Here is a 16,342-nt window from a genome sequence, read left to right as displayed (position 1 = left end):
TCAGCTCTCCACCTTGATCGGAATCGTGCGCTTGCCTTCGCCGCCGAACAGGCTCGGCTCATCACCGTGATGACAGCCGTTGCCGAAGCTGAAGCCGCACCCGCCGCGCAGGTCGAATGCGTCTTCGGCATACTCACGATGCGAAGTCGGAATGACGAAGCGGTCTTCGTAGTTGGCAATCGCCATCACACGGTACATGTGTTCCATCGTCGCGACGCTCAGGCCGACTTGTCGCAGCACCGTATCGTCGGTCACGCCGTCGACGTGCTTCGCGCGCTGATAGGCTCGCATGGCCAGCATCCTTTCGAGCGCGCGCACGACGGGCGCTTCATCGCCGGCCGTCAACAAGTTGGCAAGATATTTCACGGGAATGCGCAGTTGGTTCACATCGGGGATCGCGCCGTTTGCGCCGATATGTCCCGCTTGCGCCGCACCGGTGATCGGCGAGAGCGGCGGCACGTACCAGACCATCGGCAGCGTGCGGTATTCGGGGTGGAGCGGCAGCGCCACGCGCCATTCGACGGCCATCCGATACACGGGGCTGTTTCGCGCCGCCTCCAGCCAGTTCTCGGGCACGCCGTCACGGCGCGCCGCCTCGATCACGATCGGATCGTGCGGATCGAGAAAGACGTCGAGTTGCGCGCGGTACAGATCCTTTTCGTTTTCGACGCTCGCGGCCGCCTCGATGCGATCGGCGTCGTAAAGCAGCACGCCGAGATAACGAATACGCCCGACGCAGGTCTCGGAGCACACGGTAGGCTGGCCGGCTTCGATGCGCGGATAGCAAAAAATGCACTTCTCCGCTTTGCCCGTCTTCCAGTTGTAATAGATCTTCTTGTACGGGCATCCGCTCACGCACATGCGCCAGCCGCGGCACTTATCCTGATCGATCAGGACGATGCCGTCTTCCTCGCGCTTGTAGATCGACCCCGACGGGCACGAAGCAACGCAAGCAGGATTGAGGCAGTGCTCGCACAAGCGCGGCAGGTACATCATGAACGTGTTTTCGAATTGTCCGTAGATGTCCTTTTGAATCGCTTCGAAATTGCTGTCCTGTCCGCGCTTGGCAAATTCGCCACCGAGAATTTCTTCCCAGTTCGGGCCACCCGTGATCTTCTCCATCGGCTGCCCCGTGATGAGGCTGCGCGGCTTGGCCGTCGGCGCCGCCTTCATTTCCGGGGCGCTGTGCAAATGATCGTAGTCGAACGTATAGGGCTCATAGTAATCGTCGATCTCCGGCAAATTCGGATTGGCGAAGATGCGCGAAAGCACCTTGAGCTTGCCGCCCTGGCGCGGCTCGATCGAACCGTCTTTCTTGCGGACCCAGCCGCCGTTCCATTTCTCCTGGTTTTCCCATTGTTTCGGATAACCGACGCCAGGCTTGGTTTCCACGTTGTTGAACCAGGCGTACTCCACGCCGGGACGGTTCGTCCATACGTTCTTGCAGGTCACGCTGCAGGTATGGCATCCGATGCACTTGTCGAGATTGAGCACCATGCCGATTTGGGCGCGCACTTTCATTGTCCCGCTCCTTCCGTTTTTGCCGCGTTCACCGCGACAGCGGGCTCGTCGAGCCAATCGACACGCCGCATCTTGCGCACGACCACGAACTCGTCGCGGTTCGTGCCGATCGTTCCGTAATAGTTGAAGCCATAGCTCAATTGCGCGTAGCCGCCGATCATATGCGTCGGTTTGAGCACGATCCGCGTGACCGAGTTGTGAATGCCGCCGCGGACCCCCGTGATTTCAGAGCCCGGCGTATTGATGATCTTTTCCTGCGCGTGATACATGAGCACCATGCCTGGATTGACGCGCTGGCTGACGACGGCCCGCGCCGCAATCGCACCGTTGACGTTGAACAGCTCGATCCAATCGTTGTCCTCGATGCCTGCACGGCGCGCATCGTCTTCGCTGAGCCAGACGACCGGGCCGCCGCGATTGAGCGTCAGCATCAGCAGGTTGTCGCTGTAGGTGCTGTGTATTCCCCACTTTTGATGCGGCGTGATGAAGTTCAGCACGATCTCGGTGTTGCCGTTCGGCTTGACTCCTTTCATGACGTCCGTGGCTTTGAGATCGACGGGCGGGCGGTAGCTCGAAAAGCCCTCGCCGAACGCGATCATCCACGGATGGTCTTGATAGAACTGCTGACGGCCCGTCAGCGTGCGCCAAGGAATCAGCTCATAGACGTTCGTGTAGCCGGCGTTGTAGCTGACCGTCTCGCTCTCGATACCGCTCCAGGTCGGTGAACTGATGATCTTGCGCGGCTGCGCTTGGATGTCGCGATAGCGGATCTTTTCGTCTTCGCGCGGCAAGGCCAGATGAGAATGATCGCGGCCCGTCGCTTTCGATAGTGCCTCCCACGCCTTGACGGCCACGTGCCCGTTCGTTTCCGGCGCGAGCTGAAGAATGACTTCGCAGGCGTCGATGTCCGTGACGATGCGAGGCATCCCATGTGTTACGCCGGCCTCGGCCGTCAAACCGTTTAGCTCTCCTAACTGATCGACTTCGACCTGCGTTTCCCAGGCAATCCCCTTACCCCCGTTGCCGATCTTCGTCATCAGCGGGCCCAGCGCCGTAAAGCGCTTGTACAGATTCGGATAGTCGCGCTCGACCACATTCACTTGCGGCGCCGTCTTGCCAGGCACCGCCGCGCATTCGCCCTTGTGCCATTCGCGCACGTCGAACGGTTGCGCCAACTCGCCCGGTGTGTCGTGCATGAGCGGCGTCATGACGACGTCCTGCTCCATACCCAGATGACCGCCGCAAACCTCGCTGAACGCCTTCGCGAATCCCTTGTAGATCTCCCAATCGGAACGCGATTGCCAGACCGGGTCCACGGCCGCAGACAGCGGATGGATGAACGGATGCATGTCGCTCGTATTGAGATCGTTCTTCTCGTACCAGCTTGCCGTCGGCAGCACGATGTCGGAATACAAGCACGTCGTGCTCATGCGGAAGTCGAGCGTGACGAGCAAGTCGAGCTTGCCTTCAGGCGCGGCTTCGTGCCAATTCACTTCGTGGGGCTTTGCGTCACTCGGGCCGAGATCTTTGCCCTGTACGCCGTTGCTCGTGCCGAGCAAGTGCTTGCAGAAGTATTCGTGCCCCTTGCCCGACGAACCAAGTAAGTTCGAGCGCCAGACGAACATGTTGCGCGGCCAGTTCTCCGGCGCGTCGGGGTCTTCGCAGCTCATCTTCAGGCTGCCTTCCATGAGGCCCCGTGCGACGAAGTCGCTTATATCTTGCTCCGCCGCCGCTGCCATTTGCGCGAGATGCAGCGGGTTCGTCTTCAATTGAGGGGCGCTCGGCAGCCAGCCCATGCGTTCGGCACGAACGTTGTAGTCGATCATGCTCGACCCGAAGCGCGATGCATCGGCGAGCGGCGAGGCGATCTCGCTAGGGCTCAGCCGCTCGTAGCGCCATTGATCGGTATGCGCATAAAAGAAGCTCGTGCCATTCATCTGGCGCGACGGACGTACCCAGTCGAGTGCGAACGCGAGCGCCGTCCAGCCCGTTTGCGGACGCAGCTTTTCCTGGCCGACGTAGTGCGCCCAGCCGCCGCCGTTGCGGCCGATGCAGCCGCACATCATCAGCAAGTTGATGACGCCGCGATAGTTCATGTCGGCGTGATACCAGTGATTCATGGCCGCGCCGATGATGACCATCGACTTGCCGTGCGTTTTGTCGGCGTTGTCGGCGAATTGGCGGGCCAACGCGACGATCTGCGAGCGCTCCACGCCCGTGATCGATTCGGCCCATGCCGGCGTGTAAGCGGTGTCTTCGTCGTAGCTCGATGCACCACTGCCCAAGCCGCGATCGACACCGTACTGCGCGGCTTGCAAATCGAAGACGGTCGCAACGTACGCTTCGTGCGTACCGTTCTCGTCCGCGAGCGAAACGCGCACGGCCGGCACACGCGCGACGGTGATCTTGCCGCTTTGCTCGTTCGCCGGAAAATGCGGGTTGTGCGCGCCGCCGAAGTACGGAAACGCGATATCCACGATCTCGTGCGGCTGCGGCCCGTCTTCGATGACCGACAATTTCAGGCTCGTGTCTTGCCCGCTTTGCGCGTCCTTTTCCTCGAGATTCCATTTACCCGCATCGTCGCGGCCTTCGTCGCCCCAGCGAAATCCGATCGAACCGTTCGGCAACACGACGCGGCCTGCGCGATCGAACGCGACCGTCTTCCATTCGGGGTTGTTCGTCTGCCCCAGGTGTCCATCGAAGTCGCTCGCGCGCACGTAGCGATCGGGCACGAGCGTCGTGCGGCCGTCCGGCAATGTGCGCGGCTCGAGCATCACGAGCAACGGCATGTCCGTATAGCGGCGGACGTAATCGTCGAAATACGTGCTGCGTTTGCGGAAGAAGAACTCGGTCAGCACGACGTGGCCCATCGCCATCGCGAGCGCGGCGTCGGTGCCTTGCTTCGGATGCAGCCATTGATCGGCCAGCTTCGCGACTTCGCTGTAGTCGGGCGTGATGGCGACGGTTTTCGCGCCCTTGTAGCGCACTTCGGTGAAGAAGTGCGCATCGGGCGTGCGCGTTTGCGGCACGTTGCTGCCCCACGCGACGATGAACGTCGAGTTGTACCAGTCGGCCGATTCGGGCACATCCGTCTGCTCGCCCCACACTTGCGGACTTGCCGGCGGCAGATCGCAATACCAATCGTAAAAGCTCATGCAAACGCCGCCGATGAGGCTCAGATAGCGGCTGCCGGCCGCGTAGCTGACCATGCTCATCGCGGGAATCGGCGAGAAACCGATGATGCGATCGGGCCCGTGCCGCTTGATCGTATAGACGTTGGCCGCGGCGACGAGCCGGTTGACTTCGTCCCACGAACTGCGCACGAAGCCGCCCATGCCGCGCACCTGCTGATAGTCGCGCCGGGCATCGTCATCTTCGACGATCGACGCCCATGCGTCGACGGGATCGGCGTGCACGGCCAGCGCCGCGCGCCACCGCTTGAGCAGACGAGCGCGCACCATCGGGTATTTGACGCGGTTCGCGCTGTACAGGTACCACGAATACGAGGCGCCGCGCGCGCAGCCGCGCGGCTCGTGATTAGGCATGTCCCAGCGGGTGCGCGGGTAGTCGGTCTGCTGCGTCTCCCACGTCACGATGCCGCCCTTCACGTAGATCTTCCACGAGCACGAGCCCGTGCAGTTGACGCCGTGCGTGCTGCGCACGATCTTGTCGTGCGACCACCGATTGCGGTACGCATCTTCCCACGTGCGGTCTTCGCCCGTGGTCACGCCGTGGCCCTCCGAAAAGCGCTCGGACGGCAGCGCGAAGTGAATCAGTCGATCGAGAAAATGACCCATGGATGCTCCGAAATCAGCAAGGCATCGGTGCGTCGCGGCGTGCGTAGTGCCACCACGTGACCGCAATGCAGACGATATAAAAAGCGATGAAAAGATAGAGCGCCGCTTGCGGGCCGCCCGTCAGCGCGATCGCACTGCCGTAGCTCTTCGGGATGAAGAAGCCGCCGTAAGCCGCCATCGCCGCGGAGAAACCGAGCGCGGCTGCCGCTTCGGTATTGCCCTGCTTCGCGGCGCGCTCCATGGCCGTGCGATCACGCGGGTCGACTTCGCGCAGGTTCAACGCCAGAAAAATCACCGGGATCATGCGGAACGTCGAGCCGTTGCCGATGCCGGTTGTAAAGAAAAGGAAGAGGAAGCTCGCGAAGAAGCCGCCGAAGCTCCCGCCCGACGGGCCGGACGGCAGGAAGAACAGTACGCCGCCGACCGCCAGCGCCATCACGACGAAGTTCCACAACGTGACGCGCGCACCGCCGAGCTTATCGGCGAGCCAGCCGCCAAACGGCCGCACGATCGCGCCGATCAACGGTCCGAGCCAGGCGTACGCGAGCGGATTGACGCGCGGAAACTCGTTCTTGATCAGCAGCGGGAAACCGGCCGCATAACCGATGAACGAACCGAAGGTGCCCAGATAAAGCAGGCACATGAGCCAGTTGTGTTTGCGCCGGAAAATCGCCGCCTGCGCGGCGAACGAGGCTTTCGCTTGCGCGATGTCGTTCATGCCGAACCAGGCCGCCAGCGAAGCGGCCGCGATCCAGGGCACCCAGATGAACGCGGCGTTTTGCGTCCAGACTTGCGCGGTATGGCCCGCCTTGACGATCGTTTGCGGTGCGCCGCCGAAGATGCCGAGCACGCCCGCCGTCACGACGAGCGGGCTCAAGAATTGGACGACCGACACGCCGAGATTGCCGAGCCCCGCATTGACGCCGAGCGCGGAGCCTTTACGCTCCTTCGGAAAGAAGAAGCTGATGTTGGCCATGCTGGAACTGAAGTTGCCGCCGCCGAATCCGCAGAGCAATGCCAGTACGAGCATCGTCGTGTAAGACGTCGTATTGTCTTGTACGGCGAAGCCGATGCCGAGCGCGGGCACGAGCAACGACGCGGTAGAGATCGCCGTCCACCGCCGACCGCCGACGAGCGGCACCATGAACGAGTAGAAAATGCGCAGCGTGGCGCCGCTCAGCGCCGGTGCGGCGGCGAGCCAAAAGAGCTGATCGGTGCTGTACTTGAAGCCGAGCGAGGGCAAGCTTACGGCCACCACGCTCCAGACCTGCCAGATCGCGAAAGCGAGGAACAGCGCCGGCACCGAGATCCACAGATTGAGCTTGGCCACGGCCTCGCCTTCACGCTCCCAAAACGCCTTGTCTTCAGGTGTCCAGATTTCCAGCGTGTGGCCGCTTCGCTCAGTCAGCGAACGCAGGTTCATGACGTTCCCCTATCGATTCGGTTTGGCGTCGGCGCGACGCGTTCGAAGATTGGGTGTGAACGTTCGAGTGCCGACGGTTCACAAACTAACCGGTCCACCCGCTGGCGAGGTTGATGCCGATCAAGCACAGCACAGAGTGATATTTCCCGCGACAACGTGTCCGCTCGGCATGGGATCCGCGCTCGCATCGTGTTGATGTGAATCAACCACGAAGCACGTCGGAACCGGGAGAGTGGGAAAGGGGAAGAGAAGCCGGGAAGCGGTGGTAGGTCAACATCGATCGATGACGATCAATGTTGACCTAAAGCATTCATTGTCGACGAGCAAAAAAGATTAGCGACGCATCAACATGATCGCGGTCGGCTTGTCGGTATTGAGCTTGACTTTACGATGCACTGGCAAAACGAAATAGCAGCTCGACAAACCGGTGTCGTTGCTTGCCTCGCTGTCAAATCTGCCGAAAGCGATGACATGACCGGTAAAGCAACTGATCAGCGCCACGGTTCCGTCCGATTCGATCACGACATCGCCCATCTCGCGGGTAGCCTGCAGCGCGTACTCGGTGTAGGCCGGACCATACGTTGCCAGCAGCGCATTCATCAATAAGGGGCGATGCTGCAAATGCGTGCGTACGAACGTGTCGAGCCCGCGCCGGCCAAGTTTACCGTCGCCTTCAAATAGCGCTGCTTCAGCACCGTTCGGGCCGGGATTTTGCAATTGGACGAGGTTGAGCTGGATACCTAGTGCGCGCCACCACCACGCGGTTTCTTCGGGATAGGCTCCGGTCGAATTGCACACGTGCTTCTTGAAATGCTCCTCGTAGTTATCCTGCGGCGTGCCGTGATTACCCGGCCCCCAACGAGTGAAACCGGAAAACCGCCAACCGGGGTACTTGTTCTTGATCTTGATGAGCTCGGGTATCGAGGTAGGCAGAAGTCGCCCCAAGCGAGCGGTCGCTTTGACGCGGTCCGCTTGAGCGATCGGCGCAGTCGGCAGTTGAGCCGTCACCTCATCCAGCACGTCGAGTACGTCCGCCGCGTCGTTGTCCAGAAATAGTTCGACGATCCGCACGACACGTTCGATGTCGGCGAGCGGATGAACGACCTGCGCCGCGGCGAAAAAAGCCTGCAAGCGCAATTGATCCGGTTGCGGCAGGCGCTGTAGGTACAAGCACTTATTGGTTAGCCGCGGGGAGGTCAGCAGCCTGGACACATCGTCTATACGCCATAGATGCAGGTTGAAAACTTGGTTGATTGCCATCAGCACGTCGCCGCGCTGGTAGAGGGGAAATCCTTTGTCAAGAAACTGTAGCAATTCGCGCATTCGGCGAAACTGGCCACTGATGGCATTGGCCATAGCAGCTTGATTGCGCGTGGCGTAATTTCCCGTTGCGACGCGGATGGCTGCTAGGTGTGCCGGATGGACGGCATCGGTAAACACGAAGTTGGCGACGAAATTCTGTGCCTCGCCTAGGTTCATCTAGGTATCCCCGTAGAAAATGTTAATCGCTTCGATGTCATCCGGCCGTTGACCGTAGTCTGCCTGCCGACCTCGCGCTTTTCTGCGTACTTGAGCGTACCAAAGAAAAGTAGATTTCTTGGCTTGCTGCGGAAAATAGCTCGCCGCCGTACCAAATGCAACATTCATGATTCAAGAGGCGCTTCGATAAGCGGACAAACCGGGGAGCCCACCGCTCATAGCGAATAAAACACTACGCCCGCCCGCTATTCGGGCGGGTGAAACGGCTCAATGCGCTCGCGGCTGAAAGCCCGCGGCGCCGACTTGCCACAGCGCGAATGCCCATTCGTCGGCATAGCGATCGGCCGTCTGCGCAACGCTCGAGCCGATGCCGTGCCCCGCATCGTAATCGACCCGCAGCAGCACGGGATGCCCGCTCGAGGTCGCGGCTTGCACGCGCGCGGTCATCTTCAGCATGTGCCACGGCGAGACGCGCGGATCGTTCGCTCCCGTCGTGAACATGACCGCCGGATACGGCGTGCCGTCATGAATGTGCGCGTAGGCACTCATCGTGTAGAGACCATGGAAGCCGACCTCGTTCGACGTCGACCCCATCTCGGGCACGTTCGGCGGGCCGTTCGGTTCCGTCTCGAAGCGCAGCGTATCCGATACGCCCACATCGTCGAGCACGACGCGGAACAAGCCCGGATCGATCGTCAGCGCCCCGCCCATCACGATACCGCCCGCGCTGCGGCCGTTGGCCACCAGGTATTGGCTCTGCGTATAGCCGTGGTCGATCATGTAGTGCGCGCCGGCGAGGAAGTCGAACATCGTGTTGATCTTCCAGAGCTTCTGCCCGGCGCGATGCCATGCGTCGCCGTATTCGCCGCCGCCGCGCATGTGCACAACCGTCATGATGCCGCCTTGCTCGAACCAGGCCCGCCAAGCAGGCTGGTAGCTCGGATCCATCGAGAAACCGTAGCTCCCGTAACCGTAGATGATCGTCGGGTGTGTGCCGTCGAGCTTGATGCCCTTCTTCGAGATGATCGATACCGGTACGCGCGTGCCGTCGTAGCTCGTGGCAAACGTCTCTTGCGCTTGCAAATCGTCCGATTCGGTCTTCGACGGCGGAATCAAACTCGTATCGGTCGCCGCGGCCGCGCCTGGCGCGTAAGCGAGCTCGCGCGGCGACTCGACCCAGCCGTGCAGCTCGAACATCACGCCGGGCAACTTCGCGTCGGGCGCGAGATCGTGGATCGCCCCTGCGAACGGCAGCGAAATCGTGCGATCGTCCTTGCCGTCGAAACCGGTTCGATGCAATTCGAACGTGGCCCCGGCGCGCTCGGCCAAGTAGATGCCGTCGCTGCCGAGCGCGAACGAATCGATGACGTTGGCCCCCTCGGGCACGATCACGTCCGCTTGTGCGAGATCGGGATGCGCAAGCGGTGCCGAAACGACCTTGAAGCGCGAGGCATCCTTGCCCGTCAGCGCATACAGGCGATCGCCGTGCAATTGCACGTCGACGACGCCGTCCGCGGGGCTGGCGATTTTCTTCCACGGCGTATCGGCGCCGTGGATGTCGGCCAAGCGCGCGACGTAGAACGTGTTGGGGTTGTCGTCCATGTTGTGATTGGCCACCGCGACCGCATACGGCGAACCCGGCGACACGAGGACATAGGCGGCCTGCCCCTCGGGCACGTCGATCTTGGGCGAAACGCCTCGCCCGAACACCGCTTCGTCGCCGTCGCCGTCCACGTTCTGCCCGAGCACGTGAAGATGCGCCACGGCGTTGTATTCGCTTTGCGCAAGCGGCGTATCGGGGCCGACCTTCGGATAGCGCAGGTAGAAGAACGAGCGGTTGTCGCTGCGCCAGGACACGACGCACGAACTCGTGCGATCGATCGATTCGCTCAACCGACGCCCCGTTTGCACGTCGAGGACGTGCAATACGCTCTGCTCCGAGCCGCCCTCCGAAATGCCGTAGGCAACGTAGCGGCCGTCCCACGACGGCGCATACCAATCGAGTGCGAAATGACGCGTCGTATCGGTCGAGAGCTTTGCCGGGTCGACGAGCACGTGTTCTTGGCCGTCCACGCCGTCGCGGTAGGCCAGCTTGAGTAAGTTGTCGCCGGCGGCGGCCGTTTGATAGAAAAGACGATGGCCTCGGCGCGTGAAGTCGGTGCGCCGCAGATCGCCGCTCATCAGCGTTTCGACGCGCTTGGCGAGTGCGTCACGGCCGGGAATGGCGGCCAACACGCCGCGCGTGTAGCTGTCCTGGGCTTTCATCCAGGCCTGCACCTCGGGATCTTTGAGGTTCTCCATGTAGCGATAGTCGTCGACGACCGGTGTCCCGTAATAGACGGTGGTCACGGCGTGGACGGGAGCGACAGGGGGGTGATCGGCAGACCAGGAGGCACTCGAGGCAAGGCAGGACAGAAGCGCTACGGCTATCAGAGGCTTGTTTCGTTTCATTGTCGTGTTCGCTCCAAGTAACGACGCGCAAGATTAACGCGCTGCGCGAACGACGATAGTAGAGAACTTGCTCGAATATCGGCGCGAAGCGCGCATCGGCTCACGGCGCCTGCTCGAATTCGCGGGCGATGGCCTCGATAAATGCTTGAATGCGCGCCGTCTTGTACAAATCCGCGTGCGCCACGAGCCATACGTCGAAGCAATCGCGTCGATCACGCATCACGCGCACGAGCTCCGGCTCGGAGTCCGCCCTGAAGCACGGCAGTTCCGTGACCCCGAGGCCAGCGATCGCCGCTTCGAACAGCATCATCGTCGACGAGGTTTGGAACGCCACGCGCCCGCGTTGAGTCGGCTCGCCGCACAGCGCATCCCACATCGACGGCACGAGCGGCTGCTGGTACATGACGAGGTCGTGCCCCTCGAACGCCCCGCCTTCGCTCGGCTCGCCGCGCGCCGCCAGATACGCGCGCGAGGCATAGATGCCCGATTCGAGCTGGCCGAGGCGGCGCACGATCAGATCGGGCGATTCGGGCCGCAACGTGCGGATGGCGATGTCGGCCTCGCGCCGCGTCAGGTTCGCGATGTCGGGCGACGTGACGCACACGACGTCGATGCCGCGATGCGCGGCGCGCAGCTTCGCGATCGCGGGCACGACGAAACGCCTGCCGAGCGTATCGGTCGTGGCAATCCGGATCGTCCCGCACAGTTGATCGTCCATGCCGACGATGCGACGTTCGATTTGATGGACAGCCTGCTCCATCGCCTCGGCCGGCGCGATCAACGCCTCGCCGGCCGACGTCAGCACGTACATGGTTGGCGTGCGCAAAAAGAGCCGCGCCGACAATGCCTCCTCGAGCAAAGCGATGCGCCGGCCGACCGTCGCTTGATCGACGCCCAAACGCGTCGCAGCGCCACGCAGCGTGCCTGTGCGCGCGACGGCCAAGAAAAAACGTGCATTGTCCCAGTTAGTCATCGGCGTGCCTTCGGGTTCTCGTACGGATCGTCGCATGATGCATTTTTGCATCGGTGTCGTGCAGATTCACTGCTTTGACGCAACAGCACCAGTCTATAGACTTTGGGGATCCGCTGCGTTGCAGCATGCTAGAAAATAGGAGCCCGTCGTGACCGACTGCGCTGTCGAATCGCTTACCCCGAACCGTCTGCTCGAACGCCGCCAGGCGGCTCGGCAGCGGCTGACGCTCGTGCTCGTCGCCAGCGGCATGTTCATGGCGGTGCTCGATACGACGATCGTCAACGTCGCCCTGCCCGCGATGCGCGCGCATCTCGGCGCTTCCGTCGCGGGCCTCGCATGGATCGTCGATGCCTATACGCTCAGCTTCGCCGCGCTGATTCTTGCCGGCGGCGTGGCCTCGGATCGGTTCGGCGCGAAGGCCGTCTATCTCTGCGGCCTCGCGCTGTTCGTCGCGGCCTCAGCCGGATGCGGGGCGGCTCCGTCGGTCAGCACGCTCATCGCGGCGCGCTTCGTGCAAGGCATGGGGGCGGCCTTGTTCCTGCCCGCGTCGCTCGCGATCGTGCGCGCGACGTTCGACGATCCGGTGCAGCGGGCCAAGGCCATCGCAGCCTGGGCCGGCATCGCATCGGTCGCCGCATCGATCGGACCTGTGGCGGGCGGGCTGCTCGTGGACGGGTTCGGCTGGCGCAGCGCGTTTCTCGTCAACGTGCCGACGGGTGCGGTCGCATTGGTCGGGGCGTGGATCGCCGTGCGTGCCACGGCGCCCGCCCGCGCGCGCGGCTTCGATTGGGGCGGCCAACTCACGAGCACGATCGCGCTCGCAGCGCTGTGCTTTGCCGCGATCGAACTGCCCACGCGCGGAATCGCCGCGCGGGAAGTGCTTGCGGCCATTGCCGTCGCCCTCTTCGCGGCATTCGCGCTGATCGCCATCGAGCGTCGCGTGTCCGACCCGATGGTCCCGCTCGCGTGGTTCCGAAATGCGAAGTTCGTCGCGATGAATGCGAGCGGCACCCTCGTCTATGTCGGCTACTTCGCTTTGCTGTTCCTGTTGAGCCTGTACCTGCATGGCGTGCGCGGACTCGATGCGCGGCATACGGGACTCGCGATGCTGCCGATGGCCGCCAGCCTCTCGCTCGGCAACGTGCTGGCCGGCAAGCTGCACGGGCACATGAACGCGACGCGCTTGATGACGATCGGCCTCGGGATGGCAACGATTGCCGGCCCGGCGACGACGGTGCTGTTCGAATCGAACGCCGCGTGGGGATTCGTGATCGTGGCTATGGCGGCGTTCGGTGCCGGTACGGCCTTGTCGGTGCCGCCGATGATCTCGACCATCCTCGAGCAGGTGCCTGCCGAATCGGCGGGTGTCGCATCGGGCCTGCTCAATGCGCTGCGTCAATCGGGCAGCTTGCTCGGCGTCGCGTTTGCCGGGGCGGCCGCCATGCTCGCGACGCATTTGACGACGGCGCTCACCGCCGTGGGCGTCGTGGCGGGCATCACCTACGCCTGCGCCGCCTGGTTGGCCGCAAGATCGGCCGGCACTGCGCATCGTGAGGCACGCAGCGCAAGCATCGCATCTCGTTGAAGCGGCGATCGCGCCGTTACCTTGCCGCCCCAACCTTGCGCTGCCGCCACAGGCAAAGCAGGTCGCACGCCACGTGAGCCGCGGCGATCGCTGTGATCTCCGCGTGGTCGTAGGCGGGCGCGACCTCCACCACGTCCGCGCCGATGATATCGATCTCACCGAGCGCGCGCACGATCGCCAGTGCTTGCGCCGACGACAAGCCGCCCGCCACGGGTGTTCCCGTGCCGGGGGCGAATGCGGGATCGAGGCAATCGATGTCGAACGTCAAGTACGCGCGCCGTGCGCCAACGACGGTTTTGATGCGCTCGACGGCAGCGCGCGTGCCATGCTCGTGAATCGAAGGCGCATCGAGCACGTGCATGCCCATGAAGTTGTCGTTCCACGTGCGGATGCCGATCTGAACCGATGTGCTCGGATCGATGAGCCCGTCTTTCACGGCCTTGTAGAACATCGTCCCATGATTGAGGCTGTCGGGCTGGTCGTCGGGCCAGGTGTCGCAATGCGCATCGAAATGGATCAGCGATAGCGGCGCGCCATACTTCTGCGCATGTGCGATCAAGAGCGGATAGGTGATGAAGTGATCGCCGCCCAACGTGAGCATCTTCGCGCCGCTATGCAGAATCGTGCGCGCGTGCTCGATGATCGCCGGCTTGATCGTCAACGGACGATGCGCATCGAACCAGCAATCGCCGTAATCGACGACAGCGAGCGCGTCGAACGGATCGAAGCCCCACGGATACGGGTTGAGCTCGGCGAGCTGCACGCTTGCGGCGCGTACGGCCGCAGGCCCTAGGCGCGCACCTGAGCGAAACGTCGTCGCCAAATCGAGCGGCACGCCCGAGATCGCGACGTCGGCGCCCTCGAGCTCACGCGTATAGCGGCGGCGCATGAACGAAAGCGCGCCCGCGTATGTGTTTTCGATGGACGATCCGTACAGCGAAGAACGACGAATGGCGCCGTCGCCATAGAGCGATTCGGTCATGAGTAAAAGCTTCCTTTAGCGCGGGCCGACGAGCCCGACTTCAACTCGGTGGACTGCTCGAGCGTATGCAGCGACTTGTCGCGCCATTCTAATTACATCCCGATAATGCGACGAAGCCAAGCGAGCAGCGCCTCGCGCGCCTGCGCAAAGCGCATAGAGCGCACGACGCCGGCCGGCAAGGCTGACGCAGCCTCGATGGGTTACTCCGTCCGCCCTATCTTCAAAGGGGATTGACGGCGCTCTTGGCTGATATATGCTGACTGTTAGTGTTTCAGTTGTACAACCTCAACGTCACCGAGTCGAGTGTCATTGTGAGAGTCCGAGGCCCATTGGTCAGATGGAATCGCAGCCAAGTCGCGAGTCGTCTTCGCGCCGAGCGCGCCATCGCCAACGGCAGCACCGGCCAGCTTGCGTTCCGCCGGTTGCTGTCCGTCTTCACGATCCTATCCCGTCGTTCCGTTCGACGTCATAACGTCACGTCGGCGCGCGCGTACATCGCCGTCCCCATCGACGGCGTCGCTTCGCTGCTGCCGTAGCGCCTCTCCCCGCCCGTCACGCGCTTCAGCTCGATTCGGCGCCGCCATTGCGTCGGCGTCATCGCGTTCGTTGCGAGGCGCGTGCTCGCCCTATGCGCGCCGCGCAGGCGATACCTCGGCTGCAGAACGACGACTGCAACCGCTCGTCCATTCGCTCGGCACCCAGCAATCCATTTTTCAATTAGTTAGTTATGCTAAATAATTCACTCGTCGTCGAAGAATCGAGAAATCCCATGTGCGACATCGACGAATTTCTAAGGAAGCATCGCATCACCGAGATCGAGGCCATCATCCCCGACATGGCCGGCATCGCTCGCGGCAAAATCATTCCGCGCAGCAAGTTCGAATCGGGCGAATCGATGCGTTTACCGCAAGCCGTGATGATTCAAACCGTGACGGGCGAGTACCCCGACGACGGCAGTCTGACGGGCGTGACCGATCCCGATATGGCCTGCGTGCCCGATCCCTCGACGATCCGGCTCATCCCATGGGCCGTCGATCCCACGGCGCAGGTGATCCACGATTGCGTGCATTTCGACGGCACGCCCGTGGCCATCTCGCCTCGACGCGTTTTACGTCACGTGCTCGAGCTCTATGCCGCGAAGGGCTGGAAGCCCGTCGTCGGCCCCGAACTCGAGTTCTATCTCGTCGAAATGAACAAAGATCCCGACTTGCCGCTGTGCCCGCCCATCGGCCGCACCGGACGCGCCGAGACGGGACGCCAAGCGTATTCGATCGAGGCGGTCAACGAGTTCGATCCGCTGTTCGAGGACATCTACGAGTACTGCGAGATCCAAGAACTCGAGGTCGATACGCTGATCCATGAGGTGGGTGCGGCGCAGATGGAGATCAACTTTCTGCACGGCGATCCGCTCAATCTCGCCGACCGCGTGTTCTTGTTCAAGCGCACCGTGCGCGAGGCCGCGCTGCGCCATCGCATGTACGCCACGTTCATGGCCAAGCCGATGGAGGGCGAGCCGGGCTCCGCGATGCACGTGCATCAAAGCCTCGTCGATCTCGAGACGGGCCGCAACTTGTTCGCGGGACGCGAGGGCGAGCCCACGGAGTGCTTCTATCAATACATCGCCGGCTTGCAAAAATACACGCCGGCGCTGATGCCGATCTTCGCGCCGTACATCAACTCTTATCGACGCTTATCGCGCTTCATGGCCGCGCCGATCAACGTGCAGTGGGGCTACGACAATCGCACCGTAGGCTTTCGCGTTCCGCATTCGTCGCCGGCAACGCGGCGCATCGAAAACCGCATCCCCGGCGTCGACTGCAATCCCTACCTCGCGATCGCGGGCACGCTCGCGGCCGGCTATCTCGGCCTCACCCAGCGCCTCGCGCCGACCGAACCGCTCGTCGACGACGGCTACCGCATGCCCTATCAACTGCCGCGCAACCTCGAGGAGGGACTCACGCTGATGGCCGCCTCCGAGCCGCTCGCCTCGATCCTCGGCGAGGCATTCGTGAAGGCTTTCGTCACGTTGAAGGAAACCGAATACGACGCGTTCTTCCGCGTCATCAGTTCGTGGGAACGCAAGCATTTGCTGCTGCACGTTTGAAACCCGCATGCGACTCGATTCAATGGA

Annotated in this window: 10 protein-coding genes; 3 read left to right on the top strand and 7 right to left on the bottom strand. The window is 62.5% G+C overall.

What is annotated here, in order from left to right:
* From narH to J3485_RS09035, 6 genes are all read right to left on the bottom strand, one after another.
* On the bottom strand, positions 1 to 1,521 hold the full coding sequence (gene narH / locus J3485_RS09060) for a nitrate reductase subunit beta (protein WP_206952151.1): 1,521 nt from the start codon (positions 1,519 to 1,521) through the stop codon (positions 1 to 3).
* Positions 1,518 to 5,318: a nitrate reductase subunit alpha gene (locus J3485_RS09055; RefSeq protein WP_206952150.1), complete on the bottom strand. Its 3,801-nt coding sequence runs from the start codon at positions 5,316 to 5,318 to the stop codon at positions 1,518 to 1,520. The genes narH and J3485_RS09055 overlap by 4 nt, the downstream gene beginning before the upstream one ends.
* Positions 5,319 to 5,331: 13 nt before the next feature.
* Positions 5,332 to 6,741, bottom strand: coding sequence for a NarK family nitrate/nitrite MFS transporter (locus J3485_RS09050; protein ID WP_206952149.1), 1,410 nt, complete (start codon positions 6,739 to 6,741; stop codon positions 5,332 to 5,334).
* A 333-nt stretch (positions 6,742 to 7,074) separates the two neighbouring features.
* Positions 7,075 to 8,220 (bottom strand): hypothetical protein, encoded by a 1,146-nt coding sequence (locus J3485_RS09045; protein WP_206952148.1) that lies wholly within the window; start codon positions 8,218 to 8,220, stop codon positions 7,075 to 7,077.
* A gap of 267 nt (positions 8,221 to 8,487) precedes the next feature.
* On the bottom strand, positions 8,488 to 10,671 hold the full coding sequence (locus tag J3485_RS09040) for a prolyl oligopeptidase family serine peptidase (RefSeq protein WP_206952147.1): 2,184 nt from the start codon (positions 10,669 to 10,671) through the stop codon (positions 8,488 to 8,490).
* A 100-nt stretch (positions 10,672 to 10,771) separates the two neighbouring features.
* Complete coding sequence (locus tag J3485_RS09035; RefSeq protein WP_206952146.1) at positions 10,772 to 11,644, bottom strand: LysR family transcriptional regulator; 873 nt, start codon at positions 11,642 to 11,644, stop codon at positions 10,772 to 10,774.
* A gap of 148 nt (positions 11,645 to 11,792) precedes the next feature.
* Here J3485_RS09035 and J3485_RS09030 point away from each other — a divergent pair, with 148 nt between their 5' ends.
* Positions 11,793 to 13,229 (top strand): MFS transporter, encoded by a 1,437-nt coding sequence (locus tag J3485_RS09030; protein WP_309476996.1) that lies wholly within the window; start codon positions 11,793 to 11,795, stop codon positions 13,227 to 13,229.
* Between the two features lie 16 nt (positions 13,230 to 13,245).
* Here J3485_RS09030 and speB read toward each other — a convergent pair whose 3' ends face one another.
* Entirely contained in the window at positions 13,246 to 14,211 is a 966-nt protein-coding gene (gene speB / locus J3485_RS09025; RefSeq protein ID WP_206952145.1) for an agmatinase, read from the bottom strand.
* A 329-nt stretch (positions 14,212 to 14,540) separates the two neighbouring features.
* Here speB and J3485_RS28880 point away from each other — a divergent pair, with 329 nt between their 5' ends.
* Positions 14,541 to 14,747, top strand: a complete 207-nt coding sequence (locus J3485_RS28880) for a hypothetical protein (protein WP_242538528.1) — start codon at positions 14,541 to 14,543, stop codon at positions 14,745 to 14,747.
* A 233-nt stretch (positions 14,748 to 14,980) separates the two neighbouring features.
* Positions 14,981 to 16,315, top strand: a complete 1,335-nt coding sequence (locus J3485_RS09020; protein WP_206952144.1) for a glutamine synthetase family protein — start codon at positions 14,981 to 14,983, stop codon at positions 16,313 to 16,315.
* Positions 16,316 to 16,342 lie beyond the last annotated feature (27 nt).

Source organism: Trinickia acidisoli (assembly GCF_017315725.1).
GTDB classification, from domain to species: Bacteria; Pseudomonadota; Gammaproteobacteria; order Burkholderiales; family Burkholderiaceae; genus Trinickia; species Trinickia acidisoli.
The sequence above is the reverse complement of the archived record's forward strand: the minus strand, read 5'-3'. Positions and strand labels throughout refer to the sequence as shown.

Coding starts and splice junctions, on each gene's coding strand:
- J3485_RS09040 (WP_206952147.1), bottom strand. CDS start 10,671: ATGAAACGAAACAAGCCTCTGATAGCCGTAGCGCTTCTGTCCTGCCTT.
- narH (WP_206952151.1), bottom strand. CDS start 1,521: ATGAAAGTGCGCGCCCAAATCGGCATGGTGCTCAATCTCGACAAGTGC.
- J3485_RS09045 (WP_206952148.1), bottom strand. CDS start 8,220: ATGAACCTAGGCGAGGCACAGAATTTCGTCGCCAACTTCGTGTTTACC.
- J3485_RS09050 (WP_206952149.1), bottom strand. CDS start 6,741: ATGAACCTGCGTTCGCTGACTGAGCGAAGCGGCCACACGCTGGAAATC.
- J3485_RS09055 (WP_206952150.1), bottom strand. CDS start 5,318: ATGGGTCATTTTCTCGATCGACTGATTCACTTCGCGCTGCCGTCCGAG.
- speB (WP_206952145.1), bottom strand. CDS start 14,211: ATGACCGAATCGCTCTATGGCGACGGCGCCATTCGTCGTTCTTCGCTG.
- J3485_RS09035 (WP_206952146.1), bottom strand. CDS start 11,644: ATGACTAACTGGGACAATGCACGTTTTTTCTTGGCCGTCGCGCGCACA.
- J3485_RS09020 (WP_206952144.1), top strand. CDS start 14,981: ATGTGCGACATCGACGAATTTCTAAGGAAGCATCGCATCACCGAGATC.